The following is a 20,315-nucleotide window of genomic DNA, read 5'->3' as shown; positions in this document are numbered from 1 at the left end:
CGACAGGCCTGCCTGCCGCATGTTGCGGATGGACAAGCCCACGCCTGGAAGAGGATAGTGACCAGCGTTTCACGCAACCCGACAGCTACGCGCATCGCCCCCGGCCATGCCTGTATCGGTCGGAATGCAGTACCCGGCAAGGCGTCGATCGCGATGGACCGGTGTACGCCTGCCGCACATGTACGAGGCAACCGATGGCTGACAAAGAGATTCCCGGCATTCGCCCCTACGACCAGCCCGCAGGCGGCTGGGGCGCCTTGCGAGCCACGGCCAAGGCGGTTTTCGAACAGATGAACACCGCGGAAGCGGCCGTTACCCTGTTCAGGACCAACAAGCCCTACGCCATGCGCGCCAAGCGGCCGGAAGGGTTCGACTGCCCGGGTTGCGCCTGGCCCGACAAGCAGCACACCTCGACCTTCCAGTTCTGCGAGAACGGCGCCAAGGCGGTGACCTGGGAGGCTACCCGGAAGCGGGTCACGCCGGACTTCTTCGCCGTGCATACGGTCACCGAGCTGCTGGGCTGGAATGACCACCAGCTGGAAGACGAAGGACGCCTCACCCACCCGCTGGCCTACAACGCCGAAAAGGACATCTACGAGGCGGTCGACTGGGACGTCGCGGTCGAGCGTATCGGCGAGATCCTGCGCAGCCAGGCGGATCCGAACACGGTCGAGTTCTATACCTCGGGACGAGCCTCCAACGAGGCGGCCTTCCTGTACCAGCTGTTCGCCCGGGAATACGGCACCAACAACTTTCCCGACTGCTCGAACATGTGCCACGAAGCCACCAGCGTGGGCCTGCCGCAATCCATCGGCATCGGCAAGGGCACGGTCGCGCTGGACGACTTCGACCACTGCGAACTGGTCATCGCGATCGGGCACAACCCCGGGACCAACCATCCGCGGATGATGGGCACGCTGCACGAAGTGGCCCACCGCGGGGTCCCCATCATCGTGCTGAACCCGCTGAAGGAGCGCGCGCTCGAGCGCTTCGCCGACCCGCAAAGCCCGGTGGAAATGGCCACCCTGAGCGCGACGCCGATCGCGTCCACCTACCTGCAGGTCAAGGTGGGCGGCGATGCGGCGGCACTCAAGGGCATCATGAAGTCGCTGCTGGAAATGGACGATGCCAGCGCGCAGGAAAGCCCCGTGCTGGATCGTGCGTTCATCGCCGCACATACCGAGGGTTTCGATGCGCTGGCCGCGGACCTGCGCGCAACCCGCTGGGACGACATCGAGGCCGCGTCCGGTCTTCCCGCGCAGGCGCTGCAGGATGTCGCCGCGGCCTACGCCAGCTCGAACGCCACCATCGTCACCTATGGCATGGGCCTGACCCAGCATCACCAAGGCACGCAGAACGTGCAGCAGGTGGCCAACCTGCTGCTGTTGCGCGGCAACTTCGGCAAACCGGGTGCGGGCATCTGCCCGTTGCGCGGTCATTCCAACGTGCAGGGCGACCGCACGGTCGGCATTACCGAGAAACCGGGCGCCGTGATGCTCCAGCGCATCGAGCAGACCTTCGGCTTCAAGCCGCCGGGCGCCCATGGCCATGATGCCGTCGCCGCCATGCAGGCGATCAGCGAGGGGCGCTCGAAGGTTCTGATCTGCCTGGGCGGCAACCTGGCCGTGGCCATGCCCGACCCGCAGCGGTGCTTCGACGGCGTGCGCAAGCTCGAACTCTCGGTGCATATCGCGACCAAGCTCAACCGCTCCCACCTGCTGACCTGCAAGAACACGTTCATCCTGCCCTGTCTCGGCCGTACCGAGCGCGACCTGCAGGCCAGCGGTCCCCAGGCGGTGACGGTGGAAGACTCGATGTCGATGGTGCACGCATCGCTGGGCAAACTGCCGCCGGCGTCGCCGCAGCTGCGCTCGGAACCGGCGATCATCGCCGGCATGGCCGCCGCCACCCTGCCCGACAGCAAGGTGCCGTGGATGACCTTCATCACTGATTACGACATCATCCGCAATGCCATCGAGGCGGTCTTTCCGGATTTCGCCCGCTACAACGAGCGGATCCTGACACCGGGCGGGTTCCGCTTGCCGCTGCCGCCGACCGAGCGGGTCTGGAACACGCCGTCGGGCAAGGCGCAGTTCCTGCGCATGAAAGGGCTGCACGAAGACCCCGCTCCGGCGGACCCGGCGATCCTGACCCTCACCACGGTGCGCAGCCACGACCAGTACAACACCACCATCTACGGCTTCGACGACCGCTACCGTGGCGTCTTCGGCCGGCGCGACGTGGTGTTCATGAATGCGCACGACCTGGCCGAACGCGGTATCGAGCCCGGCGACCAGATTCGCGTCGAGACAGCCATCGGCCAGGGGCCGGAGCGCCAGCTGGTCAACGTCATCGCCGTCGCCTACGACATCGCCAGGGGCTCGGTGGCTACCTACTATCCCGAAGGCAACTGCCTGGTGCCGCTGGACTACAACGACCAGGCCAGCGGCACGCCGTCGTACAAATCGATTCCCGTGCGCATCGTCCGTGCGCAGGCACGATGACCGGGCCGGCGCGCAAACCGGTAGCCGCATGAACAGCCCATCCGAAGCAGCCGTCCCGACTGCAACCGCTGCCGCCACAGACGCCGGGGCGACGTCCTCCGGATACACGCGACGGCGTATCCAGCGCTGGCGTCAGGGACGCCGCGAGCAGGTGCAGGACGATGTCGCCGAGGAAATGCCCATCGACATGCGCTACAACGGCGTGTCCTTCGCGGTGATGATGGCGACACCGCACGACCTGGACGACTTCGCGCTGGGCTTCTCGCTGAGCGAACGGCTGATCACCGAGCCGGCGCAGCTGCTGTCGTGCGAGCTGCACGAACGGCTCGAGGGCATCCAGCTCGCCATGACGGTGTCGCCCGAAGCCTCGGCAGCGCAGCTCGACGGCAAACCGGAACGCTTGCTGCCCGGTCGCGGCAGCTGCGGCATCTGCGGCACGCGCGAACTGGAGGCGGCAGTGCGCCAGCCCGAGCACATCCGGCACGCAGCATCATTCCGTGCCGGTGCACTGGCACGGGCGCTGGAACAGCTGCCGTCCCTGCAGACGATGAACGCCGCGACCGGGGCGGTGCACGCCGCCGCCTGGGCCGATGCGGAAGGCCGGGTGATGCTGGTGCGCGAGGACGTCGGTCGCCACAACGCGCTCGACAAGCTGATCGGCGCCCTGGCGCGCATCGGCATGGCGGCGGATGCGGGCATGCTGCTGCTGACCAGCCGGGCCAGCTACGAAATGGTCACCAAGGCCGCCCATGCCGGCATCGGATTCATGGCCGCGATTTCGGCGCCCACGGCGCTGGCGATCGAACTGGCGAACAGTGCTGGCGTCTGCCTGATCGGCTTTGCCAGGCCCGGCGGCCACAATGTCTACACCCACCCCGAGCGACTGCTCGCCGACTGACGCAACCCCCTGCTCGCTCCGGCCCGGTCGCGACCGCTGCGTTCAAGGCGTCGCTGACCGATCGCTGCGACGCTGCCGCACGCTGTCGCGCACGTCCACGTCGAACAGCACGTCGAGCGCCCCACCACCCGGCGTATCCAGTGCGAACGTCAGGCCATCGCGGCTTGGCAGCCGCGCGGCCAGCGCGCGTACGTCCGCTTCGACCAATGTCAGGCACCAGCCGTCGTCGTCCAGCCGCTGCCAGCTGGCCTGCACGGCCAGCATCAGCCGCTGGTGTTGCTTACGGCCATCCGGCCAGCGGGTGGCATTTTCCAGGCGGTCGCCGGCCAGCAGGACCGCCAGCTCGGCCTCGTCGATGCGCAGACGCAACGTCTGCCCATGCAGTTGCACTCTCATCGGGTCACCTCGTTCCAGCTCGCCTCGGTATTGCAGTCCAGCAGCTGCGCGGCTTCGCTGTCGTCGAGCGGCAGCTCGACCGCGTCCATCGCCCGTTGCAGCGCACGCAGCGAACGCTGGGCTGGTTCGGCCTGATCGAGCAAGGCGGCGAGCTGCTCGCGACTGGTCGCGTCGAGCCTCAACCGCATCGGCATGACGTGGCCGGCATAACGCAGGCAACGTGCCTGTGCGTGCGCCAGCCGCAGCCGTCGCAGCAGGTCGGGACCGAGCAGCGGCATGTCCACCGGAATCACCAGCAGGTCCGCGTCGCCCGACACCGCCCCTGCCACGCTGACGAGTCCGCCCAGCGGGCCAAGTCCGGCTTGCATGTCGGCGACACTGCCATAGTCGGGGCGGTCACCGCTGATCTGCCAGGCATCCACGCCACAACGGCGCAGCACGTCGATCTGGCGATCGAGCAGCGGACGGCCCTGCCAAGCCAGCATCGCCTTGTCGCGCCCCATCCGGGTGGACCGGCCACCGGCCAGCACGACCCCGATGCACGGCAGGCGGGCATCCGCCAGCGACATGGCGGTGGCCTGCCGGTCGGGCATTTCAGCCACCGCTGACCGGCGGCAGCACGGCCAGCTCCACGCCTTCGGTCAGCGTGCGGTGGTTGTGCAGGATCTCTTCCGCGCTGGCGAAGGCGGAGCAACGCACCAGCCCGGGTGAAACCGCCGGCGCATGTGTGGCCAGATGGGCGACCAGCAACTCGCGCAGCTCAGCGATGCGGGTACCGTCCGGCACCTCCAGTTCCACATGGCCGCGGGCATCGGCCTCGCGCAACGCGCCATACAATGCGATACGGACTTTCATGCCACGCTCCCGTCGATGCGCGGGCTTTCAAGGTGGCCCAGACCCCATACGTCCACCAGGCTACCTGCCGGCAGCGCCTGCGCCTCCTGCGGTACCACGATCCACGCATTGGCCTCGGCCAGCGGGCGGATGCGGTAGGACTCCTGTCCGGACAGCACATGTGCGGCCAGACGCCCCTGCCCGTCCAGCACCACGCGGGCCTTGAGATGGAAACGCAGATGCGGCTTCTTGCTGAAGTCCGCCGCCAACGGCACGCGCCAGGCTGTTTCGCCGGGCAGGCCGAGCATGGCCCGGATCGCCGGTTCGACGAAAAAGCGCAGCCCCACTGCCACCGAAATCGGATTGCCGGGCAGACCGAAGAACAAGGTGCCATCGGGCAGGCGTGCAAACAGCAGTGGCTTGCCGGGACGGATCGCCAACTTGTGGAAGACCACCTCCGCGCCCAGCCGCTGCAGTGCCTGCGGCACGAAGTCGTAGCGCCCCATCGACACCGCACCCGTGGACACCACCACGGTGGCACCGGCATGGCGCGCCCGCGCGAAGGCATCGAGGAAAGCGTCCACCTCATCGCCCACCGTTTCTCGGTGCACCAGATCGGCACCGGCACGCGGCAGGCGCTCGGCCAGGAATGGACCGTTGGAGTTGCGGATCTGGCCGGAGGCCAGCGGCAACGCCGGATCGTCCACCAGCTCGCGACCGGTGCACAGCACCGCCACGCGCGGGCGTTCCACCACCGGCACGCTGGCCACGCCCAATGCGGCAAGCAGCATCAGGTGCTGCGGCGCCAGCACCGTGCCGGCCGCAAGCACGGCTTCGCCGGCCGGCACGTCGGAACCGGCCGTGCGCACATTCGCACCGGTGGCCACCTCGGCCAGCAGACGTACCCGTGCAGGCGCATCGAGCCGCTCGGTCTGCTCGACGGGAATCACCCGATCGAGGCCTTCCGGCACACGCGCACCGGTCATGATCTCCCAGGCCCCATCGGTGGCCCGCGTAGCACCATCGCCCGCGGCCTGCTCGCCTTCGACGGGCCATTCGCTGCCGGCGACCAATGCTTCCGCACCGCCGCCCAGCGCATAGCCGTCCATCGCCGAATTGTCGAACGGCGGCAGTGCCGCCGGCGCCCGGACCGGGGCAGCGAGCACCCGGCCAGCCGCATCGTCCAGCGCAACATTCCCGCCCGGCAGCGGCACGCAGGCCGACACGATCAGGCGCAGGGCCTCGGCCGGATCGAGCAGGTCATGACTCATGCGTGACCCCCACCCGCCACCATCGCCAACGCATGCGCGAGCACCGGGGCGAGGATATCCATGCCCTGGGCCACCGCTTTCGCGCTGCCGGGCAAGGCGATCACCAGCATCCGACCAAGCAGCACCGCATCGGCGCGGCTCAGCCAGGCCAGCGGAGTGTGCTGGCTGCTCTGGCTGCGGAACATTTCCGCCAGCCCCGGCACCCGACGATCGGCGACCTGTGCCAGCGCCTCGGGCGTCACGTCGCGTGGCCCCAGCCCGGTACCGCCGGTACACAGCACCAGCGACACGCCGGCAGCCGCCAGTTCGCGCAGGTGCCCGGACAGCGCACCTGCGTCGTCGGCACGTACCTCGGCCGGCCCGATCTCGGCGCCGAGCGCATGCAGACGTTCGACCAGCAGCGGGCCGGAGATGTCCTCGTAGTCACCGCGGTGCGCACGGTCGCTGAGCGTGATCACAGCCGCGGACACACCGTCCAGCCGTGCCACGGCCTGCGGGCGGTAATGCGCTTTCTCGGCATCGCTGAGGCCATCGGGGTGGAACCACAAACCTTTCTTGCCGCCTTCCTTGAACAACAGGCGCACGCCACCGATGGCCAGTGCCGGCTGCACCGGTTTGGTCAGGTCGTAGAGCGTTAGCAGGGCCGCGTTGACCCCGGCCAGCGCTTCCATCTCCACCCCGGTACGGGCACAGGTGGCCACTTCGCAGTAGACCCGGATCGCCTGGCGCTCCGGCACCGGTTCGCAGCGCAGTTCCAGATATTCCAGCGGCAGCGGATGACACAGCGGCATCAGCTGCGAAGCATTCTTGGCACCCTGCAGGCCGGCGACCTCGGCCATGGCGATGGCATCGCCCTTGGGCAGGTGTCCGGCCACGATATCGTCGAAGGCCGAGCCGGCGTAAAGCTCGCCCACCGCGACCGCGCGCCGGGGCGTGGCACGTTTGCGGCGCACATCGGCCATATGGAAATAAGCGCGTTCCTCGCGCTGGGACATGAATCAACCTCCGGTAGATGCCAGATGCGGGGTGATGCCGGTGCGGCCTTCGTGCAGGAAATGGCCCTGCTCCTTGCGACCGATCTGGCCGCCGATGGCCTGCACCAGTGCGTCCAACTGCTCGTCGTGCTGCAGGAACGGACGCAGGGGAATACCGAACTCGCCGAACAGGCAAAGCCGGAGATCGCCCGTGGCGGTGACGCGCAGACGATTGCAGCCGGCGCAGAAGTCTTTCGAATAGGGCGCGATGATGCCGATGCGTCCGGCGTAGTCCGGATGCCGGTATTCGCGGGCGGGGCCGGCATCGGCAGCGCGCGGCAAGGCCTGCCAGCCTGCGTCCTGCAGTTCGCTCTCGAGCACGCTGGCGCGCACGTGGTGGTCGCGGAAGAACGCGAGGTTGTCGCCGGTCTGCATCAGCTCGATGAAGCGCAGGCCCACCCGACGGTCACGCAGGTAGTCCAGCCAGCGCGGCAGCTCGCCGTCGTTGACGCCACGCAGCAGCACCGCGTTGAGCTTGACGGAAGGCAGGCCCGCAGCCAGCGCCATCTCCACGCCATGCAGAATGTCGTCCAGCCGGTCATGCCCGGTGATGCGCGCGAAGGCCGCGCGGTCGAGGCTGTCCACGCTGATATTGATGGCGTTGAGCCCGGCGTCCATCCACTCGCCCAGGCGGCGCGACAGCAAGGTGCCATTGGTGGTCATCGCCAGCTTGTCGACACCCGGCACCGCCGCCGCGGTCCGCAGCACGTCGACCAGGTCGTTGCGCACGCTGGGCTCGCCGCCGGTGATCCGCACCTTGTGCATGCCCAGCGCCGAGAATCCGCGCAGCAGGCGAGCGATTTCGTCCAGCGACAACGGCCCGGCCAGGCCTGCCTCGGCATGGTAGCCATGCGGCAGGCAATACGTGCAACGGAAGTTGCACGCGGGGATGATCGACAGTCGCAGGTACGGAAAACGGCGACCGTAGCGATCGGCCAGCGGGGTCATGCGATGTGCTCCTTTCCAAAGTGCGGGAGGCGGACGCGTTTCCCCGTCCGCCCGGTGATCCGGAGATCACGGACGCAACGCCATGTTTCCGGGGAAACGTAGGCCCTGCGCCTCGGAGTTGCGGCTTCGATTGTGCCTCCCGGCACTATCGTCTGTCGATGACCGGAAGGTGGAACAGCCGCCGGATCGACCGGCGAAAACCGCACCCTCGCAACGGTCAGCGCATCTGCAGCACGATGACGTCGCTGCTGGCCGGGTTGGTCCGTTCGCGCAGCTTCTTCACCGCCTGTGGCGAGACGCTGCCACCGGTGTTGCCCCACGAGGTGCGCACGAAGCTCAGCACGTCGGCGATATCCTGATCGGACAACTGGTCGCGGAAGGGAACCATGCGGTAGGCATCCGGCACGCCGGCCGCGACCACGCGCGCGGAACCGTTCAGCGTCACGTTGATGGACGACGCATCATCCTCCGCCATCGACGATGCGGAGCCTGCCAGCGGCGGAATCCACTGCTGCTGGCCCTGCCCTTCCCGGCCATGGCAGAAGCTGCACTTCGCCATGTAGATCCGTGCCCCCGCGGTATCCGCAACCGGGCCGGACGCCGATGCCGCATGCACGGAGGTCGAGGCAGGTTGCGCTGAGCCACCCGCGACAGCGAGCCCCGGCAGCGACTTCAGGTAATAGGCGATGGCCTTCAGGTCGCCATCGGTCATGAACTGCGTCGAATTGTTGAATGCATCGGCCATCGAGCCAAAGACCACGGCGTGCATGTTCCGTCCGGTCCGGAGGAACTGGATGATGTCCTGCCCGCTCCATTGGCCCAGCCCCATGCCCCCGTCGCCACGCAGACTGGGCGCATACCACCCATCCAGCCCCGCGCCGGACAGATACAGCGGACTGCGTCCGTCGAGCGCCTTCTCGTTCATCAACGATCCGCGCGGGGTATGGCAGCTTCCGCAATGCCCGGGCCCCTGCACGATATAGGCGCCGCGATTCCACAGCTGCGCGTCGGCCTGGCTGGTCGGCATCGGCTGGTACGGCTCCGACCGTGCGAAAGCCACGTTCCAGAGCGCCAGCGGCCAGCGCATGTTCATCGGCCACGACATGGTCGTGGGCCGGTTCGGCTGGTGCACCGGATGCACGTCATGCATGAAGTAGGCATAGAGCGCGCGGACATCGCTGTCGCTGAGCCTGGCATAGGACGGATACGGCATCGCCGGATAGAGCCGATGACCATCGCGCGCCACGCCATGACGTACCGCCCGGTCGAAGTCTGCCAGGCTGTAGGCGCCGATACCGGTCGCCTTGTCGGGCGTAATGTTGGTGGTGAAGATCGTCCCCAGCGGCGTCGCCATCTTCAGGCCACCGGCAAACGGCTTGCCGTCCGCCGTGCTGTGGCAGGCCACGCAGTCGCCGAGCCGCGCGACGTACTCGCCTTGTGCGATCAGGGCCGCCGATGGCGTGGCGGTGGCCGTGACGCCGTCGAACGGCGACGACGGCGTGCGCGTCACGAACCATGCCGTACCGGCGACGATCACCAGCACCACCACCAGCAACCACGCGACCACCTTGCGGAACCGGCGCATCTTCATAGGAATGGGCTACTCCGCGAAAGGGTGATTAGGTATCGAAGCTGTAGCGCGACAACGGCATGCTGCGGATCCGCTTTCCGGTCAGTTGCGACACCGCATTGGCCACCGCAGGCGGAGTCGCCGGCAGCGGTGGCTCGCCGATGCCGCCCATGGTCGCCCCGCTCTGCACGATGCGCACATGCACGTTCGCCATGCGGTCGGGCGGCAGGATCGGGTACATGTCGTAGTTGCGTGCCCGCGGCACACCATGTTCATAGACGGCCTCTTCCAGCAGAACCTCGGACAAGCCCAGTGCCACGGCGCCATGGACCTGCGCCTCGATGATCGCCGGATTCACGATGCTGCCCGGGTCGATCGCTTCCCACACATCGTGCACCTTGACCTTCCCGTGTTCGATCGAAACTTCGGCAATCGCCGCGGCCTCCGATCCAAACGGCGATGCCATGGCCACGCCACGCGCGCGCCGGCTGCCGTCCGCGGCGGTAAAGGGGCCACGCTTCCAGCCGCCGGACAGTTCGCCGACCGCCTGCAGCAGGTGGGTCAAGCGCTGGTTTCCCTTCAGCAGGTGCATGCGCAGCTCGTACGGGTCCTGCCCACCCTTGTCGGCCAGCTCGTCGAGGAAGCTCTCGTACAGGAAGTCGTTCATCGAGTGACCGACCGAACGCCAGTAGGCCAGCATCGCCGGCGTCTTGACGTAAAGCTGGGCGATCCGCCGGTTGGGAATCGCATAGGCCTTGCCAGTCAGTCCTTCCACCGCGCTGTCGTCGAAGGGCTTGCTGCGCTTGTTGGCGATGCCTTCGGCCGGCCCCTCGGTGGCGCTGACCGCCTCGATGGCCACCGGCATGCCGTTCGCATCCAGGCCGCCCTTGAAATGGACCACCGCCATCGGCCGCATCGGGTCGCGCAGGAATTCCTCTTCACGGCTCCAGATCAGCTTGATCGGACGCCCGGTCGCCTTGGCCAGCTGGATCGCCTGGGGGTAAGGGTTGCCCGGGCCATACAGGAAATGGCGGCCGAAGAAACCGCCCAGCAGGGGTTGATGGAGGATGACCTTCTGCGGGTCGATGCCGGCGTGCTTGGCGATGTCCGCCTGGAACAAGTCCGGCGCCTGGTTCGGCAGCCATATCTCGAGCGTGCCGTCCGGGTTGAAGCGCGCCAGTGCCGATGGCGGTTCGAGCTGGGCGTGGTGCACGTACTGCGTGGCATAGGTGGCGCTTACCACCGTGTGGGCCTTCTTCAAGGCTCCTGCCACATCGCCCGCCGACTCCGCCGTCACGCCGTCGCCCGGAGTGCTGGCCAGCTGCTGCTCATAGGCCTTGGTCGAAAAGTCGGCCGGCATCGTGCGCTGCGACGAACCTGTCGGCGCTTCCTGCCAGTCCACCTGCGCCGCTTCGGCAGCGCGTTTCGCATTCCACCAGCGATCGGCGACCACCGCCACCGCACCCGGCAGCCGATGGACCGAATGCACCCCGGTCATCGCCTTGAGCTGGTCTTCGTTGCGGATGCTGCCGATGGTCATGCCATAGCGCGGCGCATGCTGCACCGCTGCCTGAAGCATGCCGTCGACCTGCGTATCGATGCTGTAGATCACCTTGCCGGTCGACTTGTCGTAGGCATCCAGGCGCTTCACCGGCTTGCCGATCCAGCGGAACTGGCTCGGGTCCTTGAGCTTCACGCTGGCGGGATCGGGCACGGGCAGGTCCAGCGCGTGCGGGGCCAGTTCGCCGTAGCTGGCCGAACGCCCCGACGCCTTGTGCACCACCTTGCCCGGCTCGGTGGTGAGTTGTGCGACCGGTACGCCGAAATGCTTCGAGCCGGCTTCCAGCAGCATTGCGCGGGCCAGCGCACCGAGCTGGCGCATCGGCGGATAACCGAAGCGCACCGACATGCTGCCGCCGGTGATCCGCATGCCGTTGGCCATGACGGTGTATTCCTTGCCGGGTGGGGCATTCTCCACCACGAAGGTGGCCGGGTCGGCGTCGAGTTCCTCGCCCACGATCTGGGCCATCGCCGTGAATGTGCCCTGCCCGCCCTCGATGAAGGGGCTTTGCAGACGGATCGTGTTATCGGGCCGGATTTCGAGGAAGGCGGGCACGCGCATCCTGCGCGCGGCAGCGGCAGGTGTCTGCCCACGCGCCATGCCGAGCGGCAAGCCGACACCGAGCACGAACGCACCCGCCATCACGCCCGCCGAAGCCAGCAGGAACTGACGCCGCGAAAGATTGGTCGGCGTCTCGCCGGTCGGAAACTCGTCGAGCGGCGTGGCGATGTCTTCTGCACTGTGACTCATGACCGTTCTCCCGCCTCGGGCGATGCGCCCGCACTGGCCAGCGTGGCTGGGCGCGCATGCGACCCGGTCAGTGCGGTCGCGTCATCGGCGCCGCTGCCGGCAAGATCGTGTACGGCCGCACGAATCGCGTTGTAGGTACCGCAGCGGCACAGGTTGATCATGGCCGCGGCGATCTGCGTGTCGTTCGGGTGTGGCGTCTGCTTGAGCAGCGAGGTCGCAGCCATCACCTGGCCCGACTGGCAATAGCCGCACTGGGGCACCTGGTGCTTGACCCAGGCCGCGACCACGCGCTCGCCGACCGGGTCGGATTCGATCGCCTCGATCGTGGTGATCTTGTGACCGACCATGCTCGACGCCGGCGTCACGCAGGAACGTATCACCGTACCGTCCACCAGCACCGAGCAGGCACCGCACTGCGCGATGCCGCAGCCGTACTTCGTGCCGGTCAGACCGAGTTCGTCGCGAATCACCCACAGCAGGGGCGTATCGGCTTCCGCCTGGACCTCGCGGGTCGTGCCGTTGATTTGAAGTTCCATAACTCTCCAACCATCGTCATGGTTGCTGCCGGATCATGGACCGCGACAGCAGCCGGTTGCCCTGAATCAGATTCGATGCACGACCGCGACGCGGGCACGAACCGGCGCCGCGGCAAAGGCTGCCGCGCGATGCTCGCGAACGGATCGGTCACTAAACGGATAGACACGGCACGGACAGGCGTGGACGTCCATGCGCGACCATAGCCGCGGCCGTGGCGTCAGACGGTCGGCCTGAACTGGATTCGGCATTCGTTCGGCTTTCATCGAAGGCAGCCCTGTCGGCATTCCATTCGAATACGTTGGTGGCCACTGGCACCACGCAGAAACGCGCCCATTGCCCTGAATTTATAGCACCAAGCGAGCTGGCCTTGAAAGCATCAGCTGGCCGTCTGAACGATTGGTGCGTACTGGTCACTGATCCGTTGAGCCAGGCGCAAGCAACGCGCGCAACCGGTCCAGGTCGGCCGGTGTGTCGACATCCGGGTGCTCGGCCAGATGGAACCGCTCCACCCGGGCCGCTTCCCGCTGTATGAGCGTGCGCGCACCGACCGGGCCGTCCAGGTCCGCAAGCTCCGGCATGCAGTCACGCGGGAACAGCACGGGCGGCCCCGACACATCCTCGTGGCAGGTCACCAGCAAGCAGTCCGGAACGTCACGATGACGAGCCAGCATGCGTCGCAGGTGATCGCCGCCGACCATCGGCTGATCGGCCAGGCACAGCAGCACCCCGCTGGCATGCGCATGGGCCTGTCCGACATGCCGTACGCCGCAGGCAATCGAGCTTCCAAGGCCGTTCTGCCAGTTGTCATTGCGGATGATGACCAGCGGAAGGTCCTGCAAGACCGGGGCTACCCGTTCGGCCCGCGCACCGATCACGGCCACCAGCGGACAGTCCAGCGCCAGCAAGTCGCGTGCGACCCGCCGGACCATCGGTTCGCCATCGAAGTCGGCCAATTGCTTGGCTCCGCCAAATCGGCGCCCTTCGCCAGCGGCGAGCAGCACGATCGCCGGCGTGCCCGCTGGGGTTTCCATCAGTGAATGCTTCCGGACAGCTCGCGCAACGGCAAGCCCTGCCGTTGCCGCGTGACCGCCAGGATTTCGGCCACGATCGCCAGCGCGATCTCGGCGGGGCTTTCCGAGCCGATGTCGAGTCCCGCCGGCCCCCGGATGCCCTGCTCCGGCACACCAGCCTCTTCGATCACGCGGCGGACCCGCTTGCGTGCGCCGAGCAGGCCCAGATAAGCCAACGGCTGTGCGTTCAATGCCGCGACGTAATCGATGTCCTTCTGCAGGTTGTGGGTCATCACAACAACCGCGGTGCCCGCATCCAGCGACATCGCGTCGGCGAGCGCGCCGGGTTGCGCGCAGACACGGCGCACACCATCCGACAACGCGAGGCCCTGCAATCGTTCGGCATCGTAGTCCACCAGCAGCGTCGACCAGCCGAGCACCTCAGCTTGCTGCAGCAGCGACTGCGCCACCGTGCTGTATCCGATCACCGCCAGTGCGAGCGGTGGCGAAAGGGTTTCGATCAGCACATCAAAGCGACCTGCCGCGGTCTCGACGAGATGGCTTGCGGGGCGTGCAGGCGGCGTCCTGGCCAGCCGCGCGACCGCTTCCAGCAAGCCCGCATCGGCGAACCCGTCGTGCACCAGTTCGTCGTCATGCCACAGGGCTTGCCGGGCCCGGCATGCCTCTCCGTCACGGGCAAAGACGGTGGCCACCACGCCGGCTCGCCGTTGCCCGAGTCCCCGGGCCATCGCATCGACGCAGGCAAAATCGGCCGAACCGTCCAGTGGCTCGATGTGCACTTCCAGCTCGCCGCCGCACCCCATCTCCATCAGCACGTCCAGTCCCGACGCATCGTCGTACCGCACGACCCGCGGTGCACCATGGTCGATGACCTCCATGGCATGCCCCATGATGTCGCGTTGCGGGCAACCGCCAGACAGCTCGCACACGACCCGTCCGTCGGCATGCACCAGCATGCGCGTGCCGACCCGACGAAAGGTCGCGCCACGTGTCCGCGTAAGGGTGATCAGCGCCGCGCGCCCACCGTCCTCGCGAAGCGCGCGGAAAGCAGCGAACAAGGCGTCGAGTTCATCGGAAGCATTCATCAGACAACACCGTGATCGTGCTCGAATTGATTCTGCTCGAAGTGAACCATGCCATGCCGGCGAACGATCGCGCCCGATCGTTCGCCACCGGACGCATGCTCAGGTCGCACAAGCGCCGTCCGTGTCCGCATAGCCCGCAGACACCGCCTGTGGACCACAGCCCGGGCACTCGGGGTCGCGCGACAATCGCGTCTCGCGGAAACGCATCTCCAGCGCATCGAAGGACAGCAACCGCCCCACCAGCGGTGTGCCGGCATCAAGCAGCAGCTTGATCGTCTCGGTGGCCTGCAGCAGCCCGACGATACCTGGCAGCACGCCGAGCACCCCCGCTTCGCTGCAGTTCGGCGCATCGGCTGCCGCCGGTAGTTCGGGGAAAAGGCAGCGGTAGCACGGCGACTCCGCACGACGCGGATCGAACACGCTGATCTGCCCGCTGAAGCGTTCCACCGCGCCATACACCAGCGGCAGGCCCAACTGCCGCGATGCAGCGGCAAGCAGATAGCGCGCGGCGAAGTTGTCAGCGCCGTCGATCACCACGTCGTGGCCTGCCAGCAGGCTTTCCACATTGGCAGCCTGCAGTCGTTCGGCCCGCGTATCGATATGCACGCGCGGGTTCAGTGCCGCCAGCGTCATGCGCGCGGATTCGGTCTTGAGCATGCCAACCCGCGCCTCGGCATGCACGACCTGACGATGCAGGTTGGAACGCTCCACGCGGTCGTCGTCGATCAGGGTGATGTGGCCGATGCCGGCCGCCGCGAGGTAGAGCGCCGCCGGCGAACCCAGCCCACCGGCACCCAGCAAGGCTACCCGGGCACGCCCCAGTTGGGCCTGGCCGGCTTCGCCGATCTGCGGCAGGCGCAGCTGTCGTGCGTAGCGCTCGGCGGCATCCGCATCGAGCCCGCCCCGCGTGACCGGGAGCCCTTCCGCCTTCCAGCGTTCGAAGCCCCCGTCGACCGAGTGGACGGAACGGTAACCCAGCCGCTGCAGTGTTTCGGCCGCCAGCAACGACCGCGTACCGCTGCCGCACAGCGCGAGCAGCGGACGGTGACGATCGGGTTCGAGCGCCTCGATGCGCAATTCGAGATAGCCGCGCGACAGTCCCAGCGCGCCCGCGGGCGACCCGGCGGCACGTTCGCCATCCTCGCGGACGTCGATCAGCAGCGCGCCCTGCGCCTGCAGGGCCAGGGCTTGTGAAGGTTCGACACACGGGACGGACGCGCGCAGTGCGGCCAGCCAGCTCTCACGATCGGTCTGCATGGGCATGCCGGCAGTGTAGGACAATCGCATCGGCCAGCGTCGCGAAAACACGCGGCCACGTGCCAACTGCGCGCCCAGGCGTCTGTGCGCGGAAGGGTCAGTCGGCCCGATCGGGTTCGACCGGCCAGCAGCGGATGGCGGACGGCGGAAAGACCAGTGCGGGCGATGCGGGCATGTGCTGCGCCACCGGCAACCGGACCCATGCCCTCGCCTGCCCGCAGCGTAGGCCGAAGTAGCAGCCGTGGGCACTGATCTGCCGCAGCTCGGGTACGGCGGCCACTGCCCCCGTCGGCGCGGCATGCGCGTCGAACACACCGATGGCGGTGGGCGCCACGTGCCAGTCGACCAGCGTACCCGCCGGCCATGCCGTATCGACCGGCAGGGTCACGTTGGCTTCCGGCCAATGCAACAACCGCGCACCGTCCTCGTCGATGATGCGTCCGCGCTGGATGTTGCGCAGTCCCAGCAAGCGGGCGACGGCCGCGCTGGCAGGCTGCGCGTACACCTCGTCCGGAGGGCCGATCTGCACGATGCGACGACGGTGCATCAACACCAGCCGGTCCGCCACACTGGCCAGCTCGGGGTCGTGGCTGACCGCCAGCGCAGGGATGCCGAGCTGGTGCACCTCGGCGATCAGCTCGGCGATCACCTCGTCGCGGGTGGCGGGGTCGAGCGCCGAGGTCGGCTCATCCAGCAGCAGCAGGCGGGGTTGTCGGGCAAGTGCCCGTGCCAGTGCCACACGCTGCTGCTGACCACCGGACAGCATCGCCGGCCAGTGTTCGGCCAGGTCCGCCATGCCGACACGTTCCAGCCAGCTCATCGCCTGCGCGCGGCGCTGCGGCCCGCTCAACGCAAACGCCACGTTCTGCCAGGCGCGCAGATGCGGAAACAAGGCATGCCCCTGCGGCAGGTAGCCCACGGCGCGACGCTGCACCGGCAGGCCGCCGAACGGCTCGCCGTCGGCCGGCAAAAGGCCGGCGATGGCACGCAGCAACAACGACTTGCCCTCGCCACTGGTGCCCAGCAGCACCGTGAAACCCTGCACGTCGAAACAGGCTTCCAGCCGGACAGGTCGTTCGATGCGGTAGTCGATGCGCATCAGGCCAGCCGCCTGCGCACGGCCAGGCCAAGCACCAGCGGCAACGGCAGCGCCACCAGAAAGAACACCCACAACAACGGATAGACCGCCTGCAGTCCGATGTCCTGCAGGTTGACCCACAGCTTCACCGGAATGCCCTGCGGGTAATAGGCCACGATCAGCACCACGCCGAACTCGCCCAGCGCACGAACCCAGGCCAGTGCCAGCGCCGCCGCCAGCCCCAGCCGCGACAGCGGCAGGCTGACATGGACGAAGCTGCGCCAGGGCGAATGCCCCAGCGTCTGCGCGATCTGTTCAAGCTCGCGCGGCACGCCCTCGAACGCGGCCCGCGCCGCCACCACGTAATACGGCAGCGCCGCGTAGAACTGCGCCATCACGAAGGCAGCAGGCGAATTGGTCAGCAGCAGGCCCGCATGTTCGAGCAGGCCGCCGATCGATCCGTAAGGCCCGTACACACTGCTCAGCAGCAGGCCCAGCGCCAGTGGCGGGGTCAGCAATGCCAACAGCAGCAGCGCGTCGATCAGCCATTGCCCGCGCATGCGATGCCGCGCCAGCCACCAGGCCAGCGGCGTTCCCAGCAGCACGATCGGCAGCATCGCCAGCAGGCTGTAGCCGAACGACACCACGACCGCATCGCCATCGCCGGCAGCGAACCCGAAGTGACGCCAGCCGGTGGCAAACAGCAGGCCGGCGAACGGCGTGGCCAGCACGACCAGCGCCAAAGCCGCGATCAGCGATACCCATGGCAGACGCCATCGCCGCAAGCCGGATGCAGGTGTCACAGATCGCCGCCATGCGGAGGGCCGTAACCGTGCTGGCGAAGCATCGCCTGGCCCTGAGCGCTCTGCAGCAGCTGCACGAAGTCATGTCCCAGGGCCGGATGCCGTGCATTGCCCGGTACGGTGGCGTAGAACACCAGCGGCTGCGCAGCGAGCACCTTCCCGTCCGCCAGGGTCAGCTGCGCGTGTGCGTACCAGCCGGCCTGCATCGCGGGGTCGGCCAGATCGATCTCGGCCGGCAACCGGATCGTCGGCAGGTGGTGCGAATGGGCGGCACTGGCATAGCCGATGGCGGCATCGATCTGGCCGGCCTCCAGCCGCGACATGAGCGAGGCCTCGGTGAAGATCTGGCGCGGGTTCTGCAGCGCCCCCGCCAGCTCGTGCAGCAACCCGGGCTGGTGGTAATAGCGGGCGGCCAACTGCAGTGTCAGCAAGGCATTGGCACCCTGCGGGTCCACCGCCGGGTCGGTCCGTCCGAGCCGCAGTCCGGGCTCACGCAGCACCTGGTACCAGGGTTTGGCCCCCCGTGCCGCGGCGGCGAAATCGGCGGCGAAGCGGCTGGCCGGGTTGTAGATGATCACCATGCGCGTACTGGCCACCGGCACCGCCATGGTCGACAGGCCGGCCCGGCGCAGCACCTGCATCGGCCCCGGCGTGACGCCCACGAATACATCGGCCTGAAGGCGCCGCCCCGCCAGCAGCCGCGCCAACGCATACGAACCCTGTCCCATGCCCTGATAGCTGGCCTGATGCGCCTTGGCGAAGGCTGGCCCCAATGCCTGATCCATCACCACGCCCATCGAGCCGGCATAGGCCACCCGCAAGGCCGGCGTGTCGCGGGCCAGCGACGTCGCGCCCAGCAGCAACAGAAGCGGTATCCAACAGCGTACCCAGCGACTGGACCGGCTCACATCCTTACCTCGCAAACGCCGGGATCGGCAACCACGACAGACACCCGACCCGAAACCTCAATGATGGTGATCAAGACCCGACTCGCCATGGGCCGCACCGGCGCGCTCGCTCTCACGCTGTTCCTCGCAAAGCGAACAGCCTTCGCTCCAGGCGCTGTCGCCGTCCACATAATGCTCCTGTTTCCAGATCGGAGCCTCGTGCTTCACCGCCTCGATGGCCATGCGGCAGGCCCGGAATGCCTCGTCGCGATGCGGCGTGCCGGCGGCCACGACCACCGCGGGGTCGCCGATGCCCAGATCGCCCTTCGCATGGGCGACATACAGCTTCAGCGGCGCGCCGACCTCGGCCAGCGCACGCTCGTAGATGGCGCGGAAGGTGCGCAATGCCAGCGGCTCGAACAGGTCGTAACTGATACCGGTCACCACCCGCCCGAGATTGTGCTCGCGCACATGCCCGATGAAGGTGGCGATGCCGCCGAACCGGCGGTCCGAGACGAAATCCAGCGCGGCGGCCACATCCAGCCGGGCCACCCGGCGCTCCACCACGGCTACATGCAACGATTCCACGTCAGTCTCCCGTCGCCCCCATTCGTGCCGCGCGCGCGACGGCTCGGCGTACGGCCGTGCCATGTGCAGCGAACACCTCGATGGGGGTAGTCATCATGCTTTCCCGCCTACCGGATGGCATGTCGGATGGTCTGGTCGAGGACATGATCCGCAGCATGCATCAGCCCGCCAACCGGTCCCGTTCCGCGTTGGTATCCGACGGCCGGACAAGCCCGCCGCCTGCCGGGCATCTTATCGCCGCGGCCGCCGGATCAGGAACCACAGGCGTCACGTGGGGCGAGCCTTGTGCCGAGCGTGTCGAGGCGACCGCTGATCGTGGACATCAATGCCCGTGCGACGTAGCGATCGCGCAGCTCAGGTCATGCAGTTCGTCACCGCTGCCGACGTCGCCGGTGCGCTTGTTGACTCGACCACTCAACAGGATGAAGCCCGGCTTGCCGTCGGCGGCATACGCGCCCACCGCGATCAGGCTGTGCAGGGCCATGCGATCGCCCGCAGGCAGGGACGCGGCCAACGACTTGAACGGATTCACCGACAGCGTCGCGCCGTCGACCCAGCGCGCCACATAGTGATGTCCGTTTGGCGGCAATGGCCTGGGCAGGGGTTGCCACTGCGTGGTCAGGCTGGCGCGCATGTCCAGCAGCGCCTGGTGCACGCTGGGCTTGATGCAGTCCACATGGATATGCAGCTGGTTCTGCGAACGGCCATCGATGGAGTTCACCACCAGCGCCAGTTGATCACGCGGCACGCGGTGATGCAGCGCCGCTTCCACGTACAGGCGCGCAGGCCATGCATCGGCGAAGTAATTCGGCGCTGCAGGCGCCAGCAACAGCGGGCTCTCGATGCCGGTGATGCGCGCCAGCGGCATGACCAGATACTGATAGCGGCCGGCCAGGTCCTTCAGGACGCCGTAGCCTTCGGCCGGATGCATCGGGTCGTCCACTTCGACACAGGGGTGCGGCGGGTAGCCCACGCGGAGCGCCGACGCCCTGCACTTGCTGATCAGGTGCCACAGGACGTTGGGGTTGTGCTTCTTGTGGTGTGCATGCTCATGCCATGCATGCGGCGACGCCTGCATGCCTGCGGCAAAAACCGGCGAGACGGCACCCGCCAGCACCCCCAAGCCCATCGCGAGACGCATGCGATACGAGCCGCGACGCACCCGCCGACCACTTTCCCCCTGTCCCGCTGCAACCATGCATGCCGGGTTGTGCCACGCCTGAGTCATACGGCAACTCATCTCTCTGGATGCGTAAACGCATCACCTTATAACACCCCAAAAA

General features: G+C 67.6%; 19 protein-coding genes, 1 pseudogene and 1 riboswitch. Of the genes and pseudogenes, 2 read left to right on the top strand and 18 right to left on the bottom strand.

The window, feature by feature from the left end; all coding sequences use genetic code 11:
• The first annotated feature begins 194 nt into the window (after positions 1-194).
• Both RA164_RS07530 and fdhD read left to right on the top strand, forming a co-directional pair.
• Positions 195-2,504, top strand: coding sequence for an FdhF/YdeP family oxidoreductase (locus tag RA164_RS07530; protein ID WP_329743333.1), 2,310 nt, complete (start codon positions 195-197; stop codon positions 2,502-2,504).
• Positions 2,505-2,532: 28 nt separating this feature from the next.
• On the top strand, positions 2,533-3,402 hold the full coding sequence (gene fdhD, locus RA164_RS07525; protein WP_329743332.1) for a formate dehydrogenase accessory sulfurtransferase FdhD: 870 nt from the start codon (positions 2,533-2,535) through the stop codon (positions 3,400-3,402).
• A 42-nt stretch (positions 3,403-3,444) separates the two neighbouring features.
• Here fdhD and RA164_RS07520 read toward each other — a convergent pair whose 3' ends face one another.
• The 18 genes and pseudogenes from RA164_RS07520 to RA164_RS07440 form a co-directional block, all read right to left on the bottom strand.
• Positions 3,445-3,798, bottom strand: coding sequence for a hypothetical protein (locus RA164_RS07520; protein WP_329743331.1), 354 nt, complete (start codon positions 3,796-3,798; stop codon positions 3,445-3,447).
• Positions 3,795-4,391 (bottom strand): molybdenum cofactor guanylyltransferase, encoded by a 597-nt coding sequence (locus RA164_RS07515; protein WP_329743330.1) that lies wholly within the window; start codon positions 4,389-4,391, stop codon positions 3,795-3,797. The genes RA164_RS07520 and RA164_RS07515 overlap by 4 nt, the downstream gene beginning before the upstream one ends.
• A 1-nt stretch (position 4,392) precedes the next feature.
• The gene (locus tag RA164_RS07510) at positions 4,393-4,653 is read right to left on the bottom strand and encodes a MoaD/ThiS family protein (protein ID WP_329743329.1); all 261 of its coding nucleotides are present in this window, start codon (positions 4,651-4,653) and stop codon (positions 4,393-4,395) included.
• Complete coding sequence (locus RA164_RS07505; protein WP_412731076.1) at positions 4,650-5,903, bottom strand: molybdopterin molybdotransferase MoeA; 1,254 nt, start codon at positions 5,901-5,903, stop codon at positions 4,650-4,652. Before RA164_RS07505 ends, RA164_RS07510 begins: the two co-directional genes overlap by 4 nt.
• Positions 5,900-6,898, bottom strand: a complete 999-nt coding sequence (gene moaCB / locus RA164_RS07500; RefSeq protein ID WP_329743328.1) for a bifunctional molybdenum cofactor biosynthesis protein MoaC/MoaB — start codon at positions 6,896-6,898, stop codon at positions 5,900-5,902. The genes RA164_RS07505 and moaCB overlap by 4 nt, the downstream gene beginning before the upstream one ends.
• A 3-nt stretch (positions 6,899-6,901) precedes the next feature.
• A complete protein-coding gene (gene moaA / locus RA164_RS07495; protein WP_329743327.1) occupies positions 6,902-7,885 on the bottom strand; it encodes a GTP 3',8-cyclase MoaA in 984 nt (327 codons plus the stop codon).
• Positions 7,878-8,015, bottom strand: a riboswitch (molybdenum cofactor riboswitch). It overlaps the preceding gene by 8 nt.
• An 87-nt stretch (positions 8,016-8,102) precedes the next feature.
• Positions 8,103-9,476 carry a c-type cytochrome gene (locus tag RA164_RS07490; protein ID WP_329743326.1) on the bottom strand — a complete coding sequence of 458 codons (1,374 nt, stop codon included), beginning with the start codon at positions 9,474-9,476 and terminating at the stop codon, positions 8,103-8,105.
• A 28-nt stretch (positions 9,477-9,504) separates the two neighbouring features.
• A complete protein-coding gene (locus tag RA164_RS07485) occupies positions 9,505-11,766 on the bottom strand; it encodes a xanthine dehydrogenase family protein molybdopterin-binding subunit (RefSeq protein WP_329743325.1) in 2,262 nt (753 codons plus the stop codon).
• Complete coding sequence (locus RA164_RS07480) at positions 11,763-12,302, bottom strand: (2Fe-2S)-binding protein (RefSeq protein WP_329743324.1); 540 nt, start codon at positions 12,300-12,302, stop codon at positions 11,763-11,765. The genes RA164_RS07485 and RA164_RS07480 overlap by 4 nt, the downstream gene beginning before the upstream one ends.
• A 411-nt stretch (positions 12,303-12,713) precedes the next feature.
• Positions 12,714-13,334, bottom strand: coding sequence for a nucleotidyltransferase family protein (locus tag RA164_RS07475; protein WP_329743323.1), 621 nt, complete (start codon positions 13,332-13,334; stop codon positions 12,714-12,716).
• Positions 13,334-14,212, bottom strand: a complete 879-nt coding sequence (locus tag RA164_RS07470) for an XdhC family protein (protein ID WP_412731093.1) — start codon at positions 14,210-14,212, stop codon at positions 13,334-13,336. Before RA164_RS07470 ends, RA164_RS07475 begins: the two co-directional genes overlap by 1 nt.
• 15 nt (positions 14,213-14,227) lie before the next feature.
• A pseudogene (locus RA164_RS16580) lies at positions 14,228-14,419 on the bottom strand (XdhC family protein); the annotation flags it as partial.
• Positions 14,420-14,518: 99 nt separating this feature from the next.
• A complete protein-coding gene (gene moeB / locus RA164_RS07465; RefSeq protein WP_329743504.1) occupies positions 14,519-15,682 on the bottom strand; it encodes a molybdopterin-synthase adenylyltransferase MoeB in 1,164 nt (387 codons plus the stop codon).
• A 91-nt stretch (positions 15,683-15,773) separates the two neighbouring features.
• A complete protein-coding gene (locus tag RA164_RS07460; RefSeq protein WP_329743321.1) occupies positions 15,774-16,775 on the bottom strand; it encodes an ABC transporter ATP-binding protein in 1,002 nt (333 codons plus the stop codon).
• The gene (locus RA164_RS07455; RefSeq protein WP_329743320.1) at positions 16,775-17,539 is read right to left on the bottom strand and encodes an ABC transporter permease subunit; all 765 of its coding nucleotides are present in this window, start codon (positions 17,537-17,539) and stop codon (positions 16,775-16,777) included. The genes RA164_RS07460 and RA164_RS07455 overlap by 1 nt, the downstream gene beginning before the upstream one ends.
• A 14-nt stretch (positions 17,540-17,553) precedes the next feature.
• Positions 17,554-18,420 (bottom strand): extracellular solute-binding protein, encoded by an 867-nt coding sequence (locus tag RA164_RS07450; RefSeq protein ID WP_329743319.1) that lies wholly within the window; start codon positions 18,418-18,420, stop codon positions 17,554-17,556.
• A gap of 102 nt (positions 18,421-18,522) precedes the next feature.
• Positions 18,523-19,032 carry a molybdopterin synthase catalytic subunit gene (locus tag RA164_RS07445; RefSeq protein WP_329743318.1) on the bottom strand — a complete coding sequence of 170 codons (510 nt, stop codon included), beginning with the start codon at positions 19,030-19,032 and terminating at the stop codon, positions 18,523-18,525.
• Positions 19,033-19,354: 322 nt separating this feature from the next.
• Positions 19,355-20,173 (bottom strand): CDP-diacylglycerol diphosphatase, encoded by an 819-nt coding sequence (locus RA164_RS07440; RefSeq protein ID WP_329743317.1) that lies wholly within the window; start codon positions 20,171-20,173, stop codon positions 19,355-19,357.
• Between the last annotated feature and the right edge of the window lie 142 nt (positions 20,174-20,315).

This window comes from Dyella sp. A6 (genome assembly GCF_036320485.1).
GTDB classification, from domain to species: Bacteria; Pseudomonadota; Gammaproteobacteria; order Xanthomonadales; family Rhodanobacteraceae; genus Rhodanobacter_A; species Rhodanobacter_A aluminiiresistens.
This window is presented reverse-complemented; position numbering and strand designations above follow the sequence as displayed.